Annotated in this window: 13 protein-coding genes; 9 read left to right on the plus strand and 4 right to left on the minus strand. The window is 62.2% G+C overall.

Features of this window, described 5'->3' with window-relative positions; translation table 11 throughout:
• Positions 1 to 113 precede the first annotated feature (113 nt).
• The 3 genes from FIU94_RS09420 to FIU94_RS09430 all read left to right on the plus strand — a co-directional run bounded on the left by FIU94_RS09420 (position 114) and on the right by FIU94_RS09430 (position 5,582).
• On the plus strand, positions 114 to 3,401 hold the full coding sequence (locus FIU94_RS09420) for a CHASE domain-containing protein (RefSeq protein ID WP_254702499.1): 3,288 nt from the start codon (positions 114 to 116) through the stop codon (positions 3,399 to 3,401).
• Positions 3,402 to 3,535: 134 nt separating this feature from the next.
• A complete protein-coding gene (locus FIU94_RS09425; protein ID WP_152465561.1) occupies positions 3,536 to 5,194 on the plus strand; it encodes a PAS domain-containing sensor histidine kinase in 1,659 nt (552 codons plus the stop codon).
• 19 nt (positions 5,195 to 5,213) lie between these two features.
• On the plus strand, positions 5,214 to 5,582 hold the full coding sequence (locus FIU94_RS09430; protein WP_152465562.1) for a response regulator: 369 nt from the start codon (positions 5,214 to 5,216) through the stop codon (positions 5,580 to 5,582).
• A gap of 95 nt (positions 5,583 to 5,677) precedes the next feature.
• On the opposite strand, the gene FIU94_RS09435 is transcribed toward FIU94_RS09430, so the two are convergent.
• From FIU94_RS09435 to FIU94_RS09450, 4 genes are all read right to left on the minus strand, one after another.
• Positions 5,678 to 6,037 (minus strand): Hpt domain-containing protein, encoded by a 360-nt coding sequence (locus FIU94_RS09435; RefSeq protein ID WP_254702500.1) that lies wholly within the window; start codon positions 6,035 to 6,037, stop codon positions 5,678 to 5,680.
• Positions 6,034 to 7,011 (minus strand): PleD family two-component system response regulator, encoded by a 978-nt coding sequence (locus FIU94_RS09440; RefSeq protein ID WP_152465563.1) that lies wholly within the window; start codon positions 7,009 to 7,011, stop codon positions 6,034 to 6,036. The genes FIU94_RS09435 and FIU94_RS09440 overlap by 4 nt, the downstream gene beginning before the upstream one ends.
• Positions 7,012 to 7,193: 182 nt before the next feature.
• Positions 7,194 to 8,036, minus strand: coding sequence for an NAD(P)-dependent oxidoreductase (locus FIU94_RS09445; RefSeq protein WP_152465564.1), 843 nt, complete (start codon positions 8,034 to 8,036; stop codon positions 7,194 to 7,196).
• Between the two features lie 34 nt (positions 8,037 to 8,070).
• The gene (locus FIU94_RS09450; RefSeq protein WP_152465565.1) at positions 8,071 to 9,273 is read right to left on the minus strand and encodes an FAD-binding oxidoreductase; all 1,203 of its coding nucleotides are present in this window, start codon (positions 9,271 to 9,273) and stop codon (positions 8,071 to 8,073) included.
• A 249-nt stretch (positions 9,274 to 9,522) separates the two neighbouring features.
• Between FIU94_RS09450 and FIU94_RS09455 the strand changes: the two genes are divergently transcribed.
• The 6 genes from FIU94_RS09455 (at position 9,523) to FIU94_RS09480 (ending at position 14,626) form a co-directional block, all read left to right on the plus strand.
• Complete coding sequence (locus tag FIU94_RS09455) at positions 9,523 to 10,065, plus strand: sigma-70 family RNA polymerase sigma factor (RefSeq protein ID WP_152465566.1); 543 nt, start codon at positions 9,523 to 9,525, stop codon at positions 10,063 to 10,065.
• Positions 10,062 to 10,754 carry an anti-sigma factor gene (locus tag FIU94_RS09460; RefSeq protein WP_152465567.1) on the plus strand — a complete coding sequence of 231 codons (693 nt, stop codon included), beginning with the start codon at positions 10,062 to 10,064 and terminating at the stop codon, positions 10,752 to 10,754. Before FIU94_RS09455 ends, FIU94_RS09460 begins: the two co-directional genes overlap by 4 nt.
• 311 nt (positions 10,755 to 11,065) lie before the next feature.
• On the plus strand, positions 11,066 to 11,464 hold the full coding sequence (locus tag FIU94_RS09465; protein WP_254702501.1) for a DoxX family protein: 399 nt from the start codon (positions 11,066 to 11,068) through the stop codon (positions 11,462 to 11,464).
• 53 nt (positions 11,465 to 11,517) lie between these two features.
• Positions 11,518 to 12,498, plus strand: coding sequence for a membrane dipeptidase (locus tag FIU94_RS09470; RefSeq protein WP_152465568.1), 981 nt, complete (start codon positions 11,518 to 11,520; stop codon positions 12,496 to 12,498).
• Complete coding sequence (locus FIU94_RS09475) at positions 12,495 to 14,138, plus strand: hypothetical protein (RefSeq protein WP_152465569.1); 1,644 nt, start codon at positions 12,495 to 12,497, stop codon at positions 14,136 to 14,138. Before FIU94_RS09470 ends, FIU94_RS09475 begins: the two co-directional genes overlap by 4 nt.
• Entirely contained in the window at positions 14,114 to 14,626 is a 513-nt protein-coding gene (locus tag FIU94_RS09480; RefSeq protein ID WP_152465570.1) for a hypothetical protein, read from the plus strand. Before FIU94_RS09475 ends, FIU94_RS09480 begins: the two co-directional genes overlap by 25 nt.
• Positions 14,627 to 14,702 lie beyond the last annotated feature (76 nt).

The raw sequence follows: 14,702 nt of genomic DNA on the forward strand, positions 1-14,702 counted from the left end.
TAGGTTGTGGTGCGAAAACAACACACTTCGTCTGGCGCCAAGGCTATAAAGTTTGACAGAGTCCAGCAATCTACTAATACTAGAATGGACTGAAAGGCTTCAAAACAAAGGCTTTGACAAGAGTCTGGTCCTTTATCGGGTGGTGTTTAGGTTGGGATGTTAGGCCGATGAGGAAACTGGAACTGCTGCTGGGAGCCGCGTGCCTTGTGGTTTCGGTGGCGCTGTTCAGCCTCAGCCTCAATCAGATCCGGCAGAAGGCCGAAACAGAGTTTTCCCATATCACCGAAGAGGGTGTGGAAAGCCTGCAGCACCGGATGCAGACCTACCTGCAAAGCCTGTACGGACTGGCCGCATATCTCAACGCGTCCGAGATCGCCACCGAAGCGGAGTTCGAGACCTTCGCCGAAACCCTCAACCTGGACGAGGTGCTGGTCGGTATCAACGGCGTCGGTTTTATCGAGCCTGTCCAATCCGAAGACATGCAGGCATTTCTCGGACGCAGCCGTGTTCATACGCGGTCGGATTTTGACGTCCATCCAAAGACGGAAGGTCCGGAGCATTTCGTGATCACCCGGATCTCGCCGCTGGCGCGCAACATCGAGGCGTTGGGCCTGGACATCACATTCGAGGAAGGCCGGTACGAAGCGGCGCGCCGCGCCCGCCAGACCGGCGAGCCGCAACTGACGCCCCGTATCCTTCTGGTTCAGGACGAAACCCGGCAGCCAGGATTCCTGTTGCTTCTGCCGCTGTGGGAGCGAGTGTTCGTTCCGGAGCGGGGCGGCAGCGTTCGCGGCGATTTCCGGGGCTGGGTCTATGCCCCCTTCGTGGGGCAACGGCTGCTGACCGACCTTTCGCCCAATCAGGGCCGGGTCTATCAGATTGCGGTCTTCGACGGCCCCGAAGCCGACCCCGAAAAGATCATCTTTGACAGCACCGCGGGTGTTGATCGTGGCGATGGGGCGGCGGCCCCCGCCGTCGGGAAACATGCCAAGACCTATACCATCATGAATCACGGGCGTCCCTGGACACTCGTGTTCCGCAGCACCCCGATGTTCGATTCCTATTTCCCCAACAATCCCGCCTTCGGGATTCTGGCGGCGGGCATTCTGCTGACGGCGATGCTGCTTTTCGTGATCCGTTCGCTTCGGGTGCGCGGCGAGGCTATGGCACAGATCGCCGACCTGCGCGCCCGCCAGGTCAGCGCACAGGAGGAAGCCAACCGCGCCGTGATCCACAATGCGGTGATCCCGGTGTTCATCCTGAATGCCGAAGGCCATATCCTGTTTGCGAACCAGGCGGCGCACGACTGCTTTGGTTATCCGGCGCACGGGTTGATCGACCTGCAATTCGACGACCTGGTGACTGATCTCAAGAACCTGTCGGAAGACCAGATGTTCAACGCGTCGGGCACCCGGCTGGACGGGCAGGGGCTGATCCTCGACCTGCAACGCAACTCTTGGGTGACTTACGAAGGGGCCGACCGGACCACCGCACTGGTCCGCGACCTGACCGCGGAATACGAAGCGATCGAAGAGACAACCGAGATGAAGGCCCGCTACGACAAGGCGCTGCAGGGCGCGCGCATCGGCGTCTTCGACATCGACCTGGCGACGGGCCGGTCCGAAGTCAGCGACACCTGGCGGCAGATCATGGGCTTCGATGACGATAACAGCCCGGCTGACCCGCAACGCGCGTTTCTCGAACGTATCCATCCGGATGACCTGCCGATCCTCGAAAAGTCGGACCGGGACTGTATCGAACAGCGGGCACCGAGATCCATTGCCGAATACCGTGTGAAGGTGGGCGAAGACGACTGGCGCTGGATGCGCTCGGACGCCGTGGTGGTGGAGCGGGACGAAACCGGCCGCGCCCTGCGCATGATCGGGGCGCAGACCGACGTGACCAAGTTGCGCCACGAGCGTAATGCGCTGGAGGCCAGCGAGAACCAGCTTCTGCAGGTATTTGCCTCGGCACCGATCGGCATGGTGCTGCTGGACGAGAACGGCAAGTTTCACAGTGTCAATCCGGCCTTCTGCGCGCTGTGTGGCTACGATGAGGATGCCCTGGTTTCGGCCATGAGGATGTCAAACGTCCTGCCCCGCGCAGAGGTCAAGACCATCGCGTCGAACCTGACCGAGATGCTCGAATCCGGCTGTGCGCAGGTATACAGCGGCCAACACCGCTTTATTCACCGCAACGGTGAGGAAAGATGGTGCCTGCTGCACATCTCGTGGTTCTTCGACAAGAACGCGGGCCGCAATTCCTTTATCGCGCAGGTCAACGACATTACCGAGCTCAAGAAGGTCGAGCAGATGAAGAACGAATTCGTGGCAACCGTCAGCCACGAATTGCGCACGCCGCTGACCTCGATCAAGGGCGCGCTTGGGCTGATCGGCGCGATGGATGACTTCGAAGTCCCCGCCAAGGTGGGGCGCCTGCTTGAGATCGCCCGCAGCAACGCCGACAACCTTGCCGATATCGTCAACGACATCCTCGACCTGGAAAAAATATCTTCGGGCGAGATCGCGTTTGAATTCCACCCGAACTCGATGAATTCGATCATAAGGGACACGGCGGACGAATTGGCACCCTTTGCCGTCGCGCATAAAAATACGCTGATGCTCGACCTGCCCCCGGACGACCTGATGGTCCTGGCAGATCGGGGAAGGACGCGCCAGGTCCTGGCAAACCTGATTTCCAATGCCTGCAAATATTCCGATCCCGGCACCCAGGTCATGGTCAAGGCCGAGGCGGTCTCGGATCAGATTCTCGTCTGCGTCCAGAACATCGGTCCGGCCATCCCCGAGACATTCCGCCACCGCATCTTCGATGCCTTCACCCAGGCGGACAGTTCCGACACCCGCACCAAGGGCGGTACCGGGCTGGGCCTGAACATCGCCAAGCGGATTGTGCGGCGGCACGACGGCGATATCGGCTTCGAAAGCACCGGACAGGGGGTGACAGTGTTCTGGTTCACCTTCCCGCGACACGGTCAGACCAGTGTCGGCCTGACCGGGAAGCGCAAGGAAAAACGGCAGAACCGACCCGGCAAACTGAACGTGCTGCACGTAGAGGATGACAGCGACTTTGCCGAAGTGCTGCAGTCGGGCCTGTCGGATGTCGCTGATCTGCATCACGTGCGCAGCCTGGCCGAAGCGCGGGCCGCCTTGGCCAAGGGGCCGCTGGATGTCATTATTCTGGACTGGTTGCTGCCCGACGGGGACGCCGTCACCCTGTTGGACGAGATCGCCGAGCTTGACTATCCGGTGCGCGTGCTTGGTCTGTCATCGGATGCAGAGCGCGGGCCGGATGGCCGGATCAGCGCCAACCTCGTGAAATCACGCGCGGAAATGGCAACAATTGCAGAGCATGTTTTAGGGCAACAAATAAGGGCATCCTGAAAACAATTAAACGGCGTTTCAATTCTAGTTCGATTTCGCCTTATTTCTGCCAGTTTGATACGGCATCTCTTCGATACGACCGATGCCGACGTTCGGGGAGTTGGCGGAGTTGTGCATTAATCCGAGGCAATTTCATGCGTTCATCCGAGACCAAATTCAATCTTCTCAAGAATGTAGCACTTGGTGGCGGCGGCGCACTCGGTTGGTACGCCGCAAGCCGCGCCCTGATCCCCGGCCCCCTGGGCGAGGTCATACCGGCCGCCAGCGCAATCGCCATCGCCGCCCTTTTGCCGACTTATTTGGGTATGCGGCGGGCGACCCTTGTCAATGACAAGCAGTCGCTGATGCTGGGGCAGCGTATCGATGTCCTGAACGATCATGCCATCGTGAACGTGGTCGACGCCGAAACCAGACTGGTGGAGGTCAACGATCATTTCGTCAAAGCGACAGGCTACAGCAGGGACGAACTGATCGGGGTCTCGATGCACGACTTCTACCAGGACGAAGACGGAGAACTGGCGCCATCCATCCATCGCTGCCTGAGCGCAGGCAAGATCTGGATCGGCGAGACGCCCATTCGCTGCAAGGACGGATCGACACTCTATACCCACACCACCGTGCGTCCGATCTACGATCTGGACGGCAACTGGATCGGGTCGATCTCGGCCCGGACCGATGTCACGGAGACCCACGAGCTGCTGGCCGCGCGGGACACGGCGCAGGTGATGGACGAGATGAAGGATGACATCTGGATCGTCGATTGCGATACGATGGCGGCCTCCTACATGAACCGGGTGGCGCTGGGGCGTCTGGGCCTGCTGGGCAAGGCCGGAGAGGTCATCCCGCTGGCTGATCTGCAAAACTTGGGCGGGGTGTCCAGCATCATCGCAACCTGCCGCGATATGCGCAGCACAGGTGCCGACAACGCTCAGTTTGAAACCGAATTCTGCGGCAAGCCGTTTCACATCAGCGTGAACCGCCTCAAGGTGGGAACGCTGAAAGGGCGTTTCATGATCCTGATGGCCGACATGTCCAAACGTGTGCTCGAAGAGCAGCGCAAGTCGGACTTCATCTCGACCGTCAGTCACGAATTGCGGTCGCCGCTGACCTCGATCAAAGGCGCGATGGGCCTGTTGCTGTCTCGCGCGGCGGGCGAGCTGCCGGACAAGGCGGTCAGCATGCTTGAGATCGCGCATCGCAACTCGGACCGTCTGGTCCTGATCATCAACGACATCCTCGACCTCGAAAAGATCGCCGCCGGACGTATGGAATACGATCGTCAGAACGTGGACCTGACCGAGATGATAGAAGAGACCGAGAGGGCGAATGCCACCATGCAGCAGCGGTTCTCGGTGCAGGTGGAAATCACCGGAGGGAACGGTCCGATCTGGATCAACACCGATCCGAACCGGATCATCCAGGTCCTCAACAACTTTCTCTCGAACGCCTGCAAGTTTTCGCGCCCCGGCAGTACCGTGCGCATTCTGGTAGAAGACCAGGGCGATTCGGTGCGCGTCGCCGTAAAGGATCAGGGCGAAGGCATCCCGATAAAGGACCAGCACAAGATCTTCGAACGCTTTGCCGACATGGAAAATTCGAACAGATCTTCAAAAGGTGGTACCGGATTGGGCCTGAGCATCTGCAAGGCTATTGTCGAAGGGCTGGGAGGCACTATAGGTTTCGAAACGACCGAAGGTGTCGGAACGACATTCTATTTCGTTCTGCCGAAACAAGTAGCCAAAACGGAACACATTGCGCCGGACAATATCGTTAAGATGCGCAGCGTGTCCTGATTAACAATACGAGTGCGCGATGCTAAAATTGATCCATGTAGAAGACGATGCCGACATTCGAGAAATCGCAAAGATGTCGCTCGACCTCGCGGGTGATTTTGAAGTGATCCAATGCGACTGCGGCGAGGACGCCCTGGCCCGCGTCAAGGATTACACACCCGATGTGATTCTGCTGGACATGATGATGCCGGGCATGACCGGTCGGCAGACGCTGGAGGAAATGCGCAAGCTGCCGCATCTCGCGGATGTGCCGGCCATTTTCATGACGGCACGCGCGCAACACGCGGAAATCGACGAGCTGCGCAATGCCGGTGCGGCAGATGTGATCAGCAAACCGTTTGATCCGATGTCGCTGGCGGACCAGATCAAGAACGCGATCCGGAAATAACACCGCGGCGCGCGGTCGCGATGCGCCTCCACCAAATAAACAACTCCGGTGCAGAGGCAGCCGGGGCAGATCGGGAACAGCGGGGCGCGGCGGGATCAGCCGAACTCGCGCAGCGTGTCCTCGCAATGCTTCACGAAAAGGTCCATGTGATGGACGATCTCGCCCGGACAGATCGCCAGGTCAGCGTCCGGTCCTTCGAGATGGGCGATGACCTCGGCTTCGCTGGCGCGGGCGGCCTCGCCCAGATCGGTAAAGCCGAGTGATCCGGCCGTCCCCGAAATCTGGTGCAGGATCGCCTTGGCCGCTTCGAGGTTGCCGTTGATCTCTTCCAGTGTCTCGCCGTCCCAGGCTTTCAGCGCGTGTTCGGCGATCCGGGCCTGACGATCGGCCAGCATCTCGAGGAATCTGGCGCGTACTTTTGCCAGTCCGGGCAGTTCTTCAACCATGTCCTTCATGCAATCTGTCCCATGTTCCAGTAGTCCGTCTGAGATTTGCCATGCGCCGCGCTGGCGGCTTCCGCGGTGGCATGGGCGGTGGCCAGCGCATCCATGACGGCGGAACCGGTTTTCCAGATCAGCCGCACGACGTCGCCGCCACAGACCCGGGGATGCAGGCGCTCCCCCTTGTTGTTGTATAGCTCGGTCCGCGCCAAGGATAGGTTAACCGCATCCATCAGCTGGCCCATGTCGGGCCGCCAGCCGCTTTCGGTGATGCACACAAAGGTACCGTTGCCCGCGTAGGACATCAGGAACTGGTGACCGTGCAGCGTGTCCGAGATGACCTCGGCCACGTCGGACATCAGGCTGTAAAACTCGAACGATGTCATCGACGCGTGGTACAGTTCGATCTCGCGCACGGTAAAGGCAAAGGTCGATGACCCGAACAGCGAGCTGCGGGTCAGTTGCTGAACGTAGTTCTCCATCGCCACGTATTCGATCACGTTGTCCACGTCATGGATGGAAATCGGCTCGTGCAGCTCCACCGCGCCCGAACCGGCGCGCGCGCCGACGGCGGAAGCGGCAAAGATCTTGCGCGTCCGCGACCGGCGGCCTTCGATCATGCCCGCGACCAGGCTCAGCCGGGCCTTCAGCTCGGCCACTTCGAAAGGTTTGGTGACATAGTCGGTCGCGCCTGCGGCAAAGGCGCCGTCGATATAGCGTTTGTCCGCCATCGCGGTCAGCATCAGGACCGGCGTGTCGGCATAGCGGGCCATCATCCGGATACGGCGGGTCAGTTCGATCCCGTCCATACCCGGCATCTGGATATCCAGCATGAAACAGTCGAAGGTGGCGTTCGCATCGCCGCGCAGCAGGTCCAGCGCTTCGGCCCCGGAGCCGGCAGTGGTCAGCTCGTGCCCGCCGACAGCCTCGATGAACTGGGCCAGCAGTTCCACGATGATCGGATCGTCGTCCACCGCTAGAATTCTCATTGGTCTCTCCACCAGATAGTCTATGCCCGGATTGGACGCGGGCTTGGTGTCAACCTTACGGGGAACTGTGGCGTAATTTTGGCGTTTCAGGAAAAGATGCCGAATTTATTAAGAAACTGTTTCCCCCGGCCCGGCAATCGGGCAGGGCGGACGCACCTCGGCGTGGCGCATCCGCCCTTGGTTCAGGTTTTCTTGCGGTCGTCCACGATGGTCATCTGGGCCAGCCCGCTCTGACCCAGATCGACCTTGGCAAAAGGTCCGCCCTGGCACATCTCGGCCGGATCGTTCAGGTCCGGGGCAGGGGTGTCGGCCAGCACCGCTTCGGCAAACTGCTCTGCGTTGTCCTTGGGCCGATACCCCAGAAAGGCCGCCCTGGTGTTGTCTACCGGCGCGCGGTCATTGTTGGACACGCCGTAGATCACGGTAAAGCCGACCGATGGCGTGTCGATGGCACGCGTGACCAGATGGATCAGGTCGTCATAGGACAGCCACGACCCCAGTGCGCGGGCGTTGTTGACCTGTGCGGCGGACAGGATACGCAGATGCACGCTTTCCAGCTGCCGCTTGTCCCAGTACATCGACCCCAGATCCTCGGTAAAGCACTTGGCCAGCCCATAGAACGTGTCGGGCCGGTGAGGCGCGTCGGTGCCGATGAAATCGCGTTTCTTGTGCATGCCGACAGCGTGGATGGACGACGCATAGACGATCCGGCGCACCCCATGCTGATACCCGGCCTCCCAGATGTTGTAGGAGCCGACGAAGTTGGGTCCCAGCAGCTCTTCAAAGGGTTTTTCGTCGACGATGGCGCCAAAGTGGATGACCATGTCAGCCCCTTCCAGCAGCGGAAAGACCTCGTCGTATTTGGCAAGGTCCGCACGGGCGTAGCTTTCGCCGGGGTAAAGCTTGCCGATGTCTTCCGCGATGTCGGTGCTCAGCAGTTCGTCGCACATCTCCGACAGAGGTTCGCGCAGGTACGACCCCAGCCGCCCGGCGGCTCCTGTCAGCACAAGTTTCTTGAATTTCATAGGTTTGGCCTTTCGTTATTTGCCTGTCCGGGGTTCAGATGATCGCCTTTTCGAGAAAGGATCTCTCCTCCGCGATGCGTGAGAAGGCGAAGGGCGCGAGGTCGATGGTGCGATATTCGCCGTGGGTGATCCATTCCGCCACACCGCGTCCGATGGCCGGTGCCTGCTGCAGGCCGTGGCCCGAGAACCCGTTGACGAAGACAAAGTTCGACACCACCGGATGCGGGCCCACAATCGCGTTCTGGTCAAAGGTGTTGTAGGCATAATGCCCCACCCATTCGTTGATGACCTTGACCCTTTCAAAGGCGGGCACGCGGGTCGCGATGGCGGGCCAGACCTTGTTCTCCCACAGGCTGTGGTCAAAACCGAAATCGTCGTAAGCGACATCCGGGTCATCATCCGGCGCGCAACCCGCAAGATAATATTTCCCTTCCGAGTGCATATGGACCCCCGAGGGGTCGATGGTCAGCGGCAGATCCTGCGTCAGCGGCTCCGCCGCTTCGAAGAGAAAGGAAAACCGCTTGCGCGGCGCCACGGGCAGGTCCAGCCCCGCCATCTGCGCCGTGGCCCGCGCGCGGGGACCCGAGGCGTTGACAACCATGCCGCAGGGCACGGCATCGCCCGACCGAAGCGTCACGCTTTCGATCGCCGTACCGGCGCCGTTCAGGGTGATCGCGGTCACTTCGTCGTGAATATAATGCACCCCCGCGCGGCGGGCCATGCGCTTGAACCAGTCGAACATGGTGCCGCCGTCGAAATACCCCTCGTCCACGGTGTTGTGGTTGCCCGCGATGATGTCATCGAGGTTGTAGAAGGGATAAAGTGCTGCGATCTCGTCCCGCGTCATGTGTCTGGTCTGCGCACCCGTGGCGACCTGGATCTGCTGGGCCTGCTGCAAGGCGAGGGCAAAGGCGTCGTTGTCCGCCAGATAAAGATACCCGAAGCTTTGAAGGGCCAGCGCAGGCACCTCCGGGTCGCCGCCCATGAAGTCACGGAAATTCTTGATGAACTCCGCGCCGAATTGCGACACGCGGATGTTCGTCTCGTTCGAGAACTGCTGACGGATGCAGGAATGTGTGTGGCTGGTGGAGGCAAATTCATAGGTGGGGTCACGTTCCACCACCAGGACACGACCGTCAAAGCCGGACAGTCGGGTCAGCCACCAGGCCAGCGCCGACCCATGCATCGCACCGCCGATGATGACGACGTCGTAAGTGCCTTCTGCCGTGGCGGTCATGGCGCGCTCCCTGATTCCCGAAGACCCCTGCAAACACCGCCTACCGCAAAATGCGAGCCCGAGACAACTTTTGTGAAAGCCGCGGCGTCTTGCCGCCCGTGCGCTCTGTGTGGGGCCCGGGGCCTGTGCGGAATGGGCATTTGACATACGCGCCAAATACGCCAGATTGACCAGAGTGCGTGGCAGGTTATCGCACGTTGCGAGTTGCAAGTTGCAGAATGTACTGTTTGGCGGAGACCGATCACGACTATGGACCGCGAAGAGATTGAACGCCTGATTGCGCGGGTGGCCCTGAAGGACCGCGCGGCGTTCGAAGAACTTTACGACAGGGTCAGTGCGAAACTTTTCGGCGTCTGCCTGCGTGTGTTGAACAAGCGCGCTGCAGCAGAGGACGCCATGCAGGATACGTTTGTCAAAATCTGGAACAACGCCGATCGCTACCAGGCGAACGGCCTGTCGCCGATGACATGGCTGATCACGATTGCCCGCAACACCTCCATCGACCGTCTGCGCGCCCGCAAAAAGGGCCATCAGAACATCGACACGCCGGGCATGGAACTGGTCGCGCCCGGTCCGTCCCCCGAACAATCGGCCATCGCCGCCTCCGAAGCCAGCAAGCTGACCGGCTGTCTCGACACGCTGGACCCGGACCGCAGTGCCGCGATCCGGGGCGCCTATCTCGATGGTGAAAGCTACGCCGACCTTGCGGCTCGGTTCGATGTCCCTCTCAACACCATGCGGACCTGGCTCAGACGCGGGCTGATCTCCCTTAGGGAGTGTATGAGCCAGTGACAGACCAACGCCCCCCCACACCCGAAGAGGAAAACGAATTCCTGGCAGCCGAATATGCGCTGGGCCTGTCCGAAGGAGAGAACCTGACGACGGCGCGCGAACGTGCGCGGCGCGATCCGACGTTTGCCGGGATAGTTGCAGCCTGGCACGAACGCCTGGTCGGGATGACCGATTCCATCGCGCCGGTAGAGCCGCCGTCACGCATTCGCAAATCGCTGATCAAGTCGCTTTTCCCCACCCCCGCCGTACCGTTCTGGCAGCGGGTCTGGGTGTGGCAGGGCATCAGCTTTGCCGCGCTGGCCCTGCTGGCTTTCCTTGCCATGCCCATGCTGCGGCCCGATGCGCCCACCCTGGCCGGCCCGATCTACGGCACCCAGATGACCGGCGACATCGACGATCTGCAGGTTTACGCGGTGCTCGACCCCTCGCGCGGGGGGATCGCCGTCACCCGGACGGCAGGGTCCATTCCCGAAGGCCGCGTGCTGGAGCTCTGGGCGTTGTTGCCCGATGCCGCGCCGGTTTCGCTCGGCCTTGTGCCGGAGGATTCCAGCCACCTGAAGCTGCCGCCGGAGATCGCGGACCAGATCGGCCAGTTGACGCTGGCGATCTCTGACGAACCCCCCGGCGGCGCCCCGGACGGTGCCCCCACGGGCCAGATCCGCGCCACGGGTGCGGTCGAAGAAATCTGAAAAACCAATTCCGCTCGACACGATCTGTCGCGTCCCGGTACAGCCATCGCGGCGGTACCCTGACCTCTTGGCGGGCATGAATTTTTTCGACCTCGCCTGAAACTTCCCCGACTTGCCTTCGTGACTTTGCTGAAACCGGATCAGGGGCGGACGGCCACCCCAATCCTGATGCGGTTAAGTCCGGGCGGTTCGTGTGGCGGCCCGGACTTCAGATTGACCAGTACGCGGGTTTACCCGCATTGTAACGAGTAGCGTCGGGCAGGTGGCCAATGCGCCACCGACCCGGCGTCATTTTTTTAACGGAGGACGCTATGATGGCCAATCCGTCATCTCTTTCCCATCGCCGCATCCTGTGCGCCGATGCGCTGTTGCTGATGGGCCGCTTCTGCATCGCCGCCTTGTTCGTGACGGGCGCCGCCCAGAAGATCTATGCCCCCGAGGTCGTGCAGCAGTTGCTGGCAACGCGGGCCTGGCCGGAAATCCTGATCTGGCCTGCCGTGGCGCTCAACCTCGCAGGCGGGGTGCTGCTTGTGACCGGATTCTTTCTGATGCCGACGGCCTTGATCCTGGCGGGCTACTGCATGGTCACCAGCCTGTTCCACTTTCTGCCCGATGACCCGTGGCAGATGTCCATCTTCGTCAAGAACTGGGCCATCGCGGGCGGCCTGCTGGCGCTGGCCGCCGCCGAGCTGCGCACCACCGACAGGTGAGCGCCCGGCAAATTTTCGTTGAGTAAGCAAAGCCGCCGTTCCATGCTGATGCCATGACAACGCCGCTGATCGACAATCTGCAATACGCCAATTTTTCGCCCGCGATTTTCGAACAGATGCGCGCTGGCGGCGTGGATGCGGTGCATGTTACCGTCGCCTATCACGAGAGCTTTCGCGAGATGGTGCTGAATCTCGAACGCTGGAACCGCTGGTTCGAGGACTATCCCGGCCTGATCTTCAAAGGCACAACCGCCGCGGATGTGTCACGCGCGCAGGAAACCGGCCGCACCGCCATATTCTTTGGCTTCCAGAATGCCAGCCCCATCGAGGATGACATCGGTCTGGTGGAAATCTGCCACCAGCTTGGCATCCGCTTCATGCAACTCACCTACAACAACCAGTCCCTGCTCGCCACCGGCTGTTACGAGGCACATGATACCGGCCTTACCCGGATGGGCCGCGCCGTGGTGGCCGAGATGAACCGCGTCGGCATGGTCGTGGACATGTCCCATTCCGCCGAACGCTCGACGCTTGAGGCGATCGACCATTCGACCCGGCCCATTGCCATCACGCATGCGAACCCGCACTGGTGGCACCCCGCGCTGCGCAACAAATCCGACGCGGTGCTCAAGGCGCTGACGCGGGCAGGGGGGATGTTGGGATTTTCGGTCTACCCGCACCACCTGAAGGATGGATCGGAATGTACCCTGGACAGTTTCTGCCAGATGATTGCCGAGGCGGCGTCGCGCTACGGGGCGGCATATCTCGGTATCGGCACGGACCTCTGCCAGGACCAGCCCGACAGCGTGGTCGAATGGATGCGCGTCGGCCGCTGGACCAAGGCGATGGATTATGGCGAAGGCAGCGCAGCCCAGGCGGGCTTTCCACCGATGCCCAACTGGTTCGCGGACAACCGCGATTTCGGCAACATCCGCCGCGGTCTTCTGGCCACGGGCCTGACCCCGACAGAGGTCGATGGCATCATGGGCGGCAATTGGCACCGCTTCTACGCCAGGGGCTTTGGCCCGGCATGAAAGACGCGGCCCCGATCCCGCAAACCGATCTGCGTCCGCCCGACCAGGTGATGCGGCTGGCGCGGATGGGGGCGATGTTTCCCACCCGCCTCAGCTTTCTGCGCAGCCTGATCCGTCGTCTGGCCGATGACCGGGTCACCCTTTCCCGACCGGTCTGGCAGATGGACAAGGCCGGCTTTGGCCACGCGGTCTATACCCTGCGCCTGGGCGGGCATGATTATGCGCTTGTGGCCGTCTCCTCCGACCTGCCGGCCGATCAACGCACCGATCGCGTGATCGCCACCGCCTGGGACAGCGCCTTTGTCCTTTACGACGGGATCCCCGACAGGGCCGAGATCGACCGCATCGTCGCCACCGCGCCTCGGCAGGAAGCCGCCCGCTTCACCGCCCGAGACCTTGTCCTCAGCCGCGCGAACAAATCCCTGCGTCTCTTTGCCCACGTAACGCAAGCACTGCGCGAAGGCCGCCGACCGGACGTGGAGATGGTGCGTGACATCGGCTATCTCATGCGCACCACCGCCGTCTATGGAAACGGCAAGTTCGGCATCGCAGACCGGCACCTGATAGCGACGCGCCCGGGCCTCGAAGGGCCTTTCGGCGCCGAAATGCTGACAGTCTGGCTGATCCGGCACTTCACCCACGACCTGGCCGAACACGTGGGCGGCGGCAGGCTCGACCGCGCCGTCAAGCGGCACCTGGGCATCGGCAATGCCACGGGGCTGGGCATGGCGCCGTTCCTCGTGACCCATCCCGTTCTTCTGAACAACTGGATGATGGCGCGAGAGACGGCGCTCGCGCGGGTGCGCGCCATTGCCCGGCTGACGCCCGACCAGCAGGCCCGGCTGCAAGCACTGGCCGCCCGCGCGGCAGGTCACCTGCGCGACTGGCAGGTGCCTGACCCGGCCCATCAGGCCCGCATCGTCGCCCTGCGCGGCGACTGGGCGGCGGCACAGCAGGCACTGGATTTCACCAGACCGCACCCGCTCGACAGGGCGATGCATGGTGTCGCGCATGCCAGCCTCGACCTGCAGGAACTGATGGCGGCGCTGATCATCGAGCCCTTCGGTGACCTGGTCGATGACCTGGTCGGCACCATGTCCGCCCCCGCAGGCCCGGTCCCCGCGCCAATGCCGGATACAGCCGACATGCGCGACAGGATCGAACGGCAGTGGGACTGGGCGCTTCAGCCCGATTACGAAGCCCCCGCCGCCTGCGCAAGGTTCTGGTACATCTCCGCGGCCAAGCGGGAACCCCGCCTGGGGTGCCGCCTTTCCGACCCGGGGGCAGAACTGGAAACCCCGCTCGACATCGGGCGGCGGATCAAGGCGCTCCATGCCGCGCTGAAAGCGCCGGACGCCGCATTGCACGACGTGTTGACCCGCCATCCCGAACATGCTCTCGCGGCAGAGCGGGTGGCACTCACCGCGCGCTACCCCTACGGAGAAATCCGCGACAACCTGATCGCCGCCGACTGCCAGCCCATCGACATGCTGCGCTGCAAGCTGTCCTTTTTCGGCGCGACCAGGTTCGATCCGAAATCGGACCGGTGGACCCGCATCACCCTGTGTCAGGGCGCGCCGCTGGCCGATGAACTGGGGCCCGGCGCGGACGACTGGTGGCTGCCGGTGTTCGCCCCGTGAAGGCGTCGCTGAACGAGACGATGACGCTCGCGGCCACCGCGGCGCGGGGCGCGGGCGCCCCCCCGGCGCAAGCCATATCATTCGGCCACGCCGCGCTGCGCCATCTCGCGGCCCACAGACCCGCACAGGACCTCACCCGGGCACTCCACGCCCTGCCCGACGGGCCGATCCTGACCCTGCCGCTGATCTTCCTGCACCTGCAGGCGAATCCCCGGACCGGCGTGCCGCTTCCGCCGGACGTGCCCGACACCCTGCTTCAAAGCTATGCCGAGGCCCAGCCTTTCGCGATTGCCCTGCGCCGTACCAGGTTTGGCCCGAGGATGACCAGTGATCCCGCAACCCCCGCTGCCGTACCCGAGGTATCGCGCATCGACCTCCCCGACGACCTCTACAGACTGCTTCGGGAGCACGCCGACCGCGTGCTGGTCCCCGAAAACGACAGGTCGCGCCGCCAGGGGGCGGGGGCCGGCCTCTCCGACAACGACTGACCCCCACGTTCTTTTTGCCAAAAATACTCGGGGGTTTGGGGGCAAAGCCCCCAATCGGCCCGCCGCAGGCGGGGCG

The organism is Sulfitobacter sp. THAF37 (assembly GCF_009363555.1).
Taxonomy (GTDB): Bacteria; Pseudomonadota; Alphaproteobacteria; order Rhodobacterales; family Rhodobacteraceae; genus Sulfitobacter.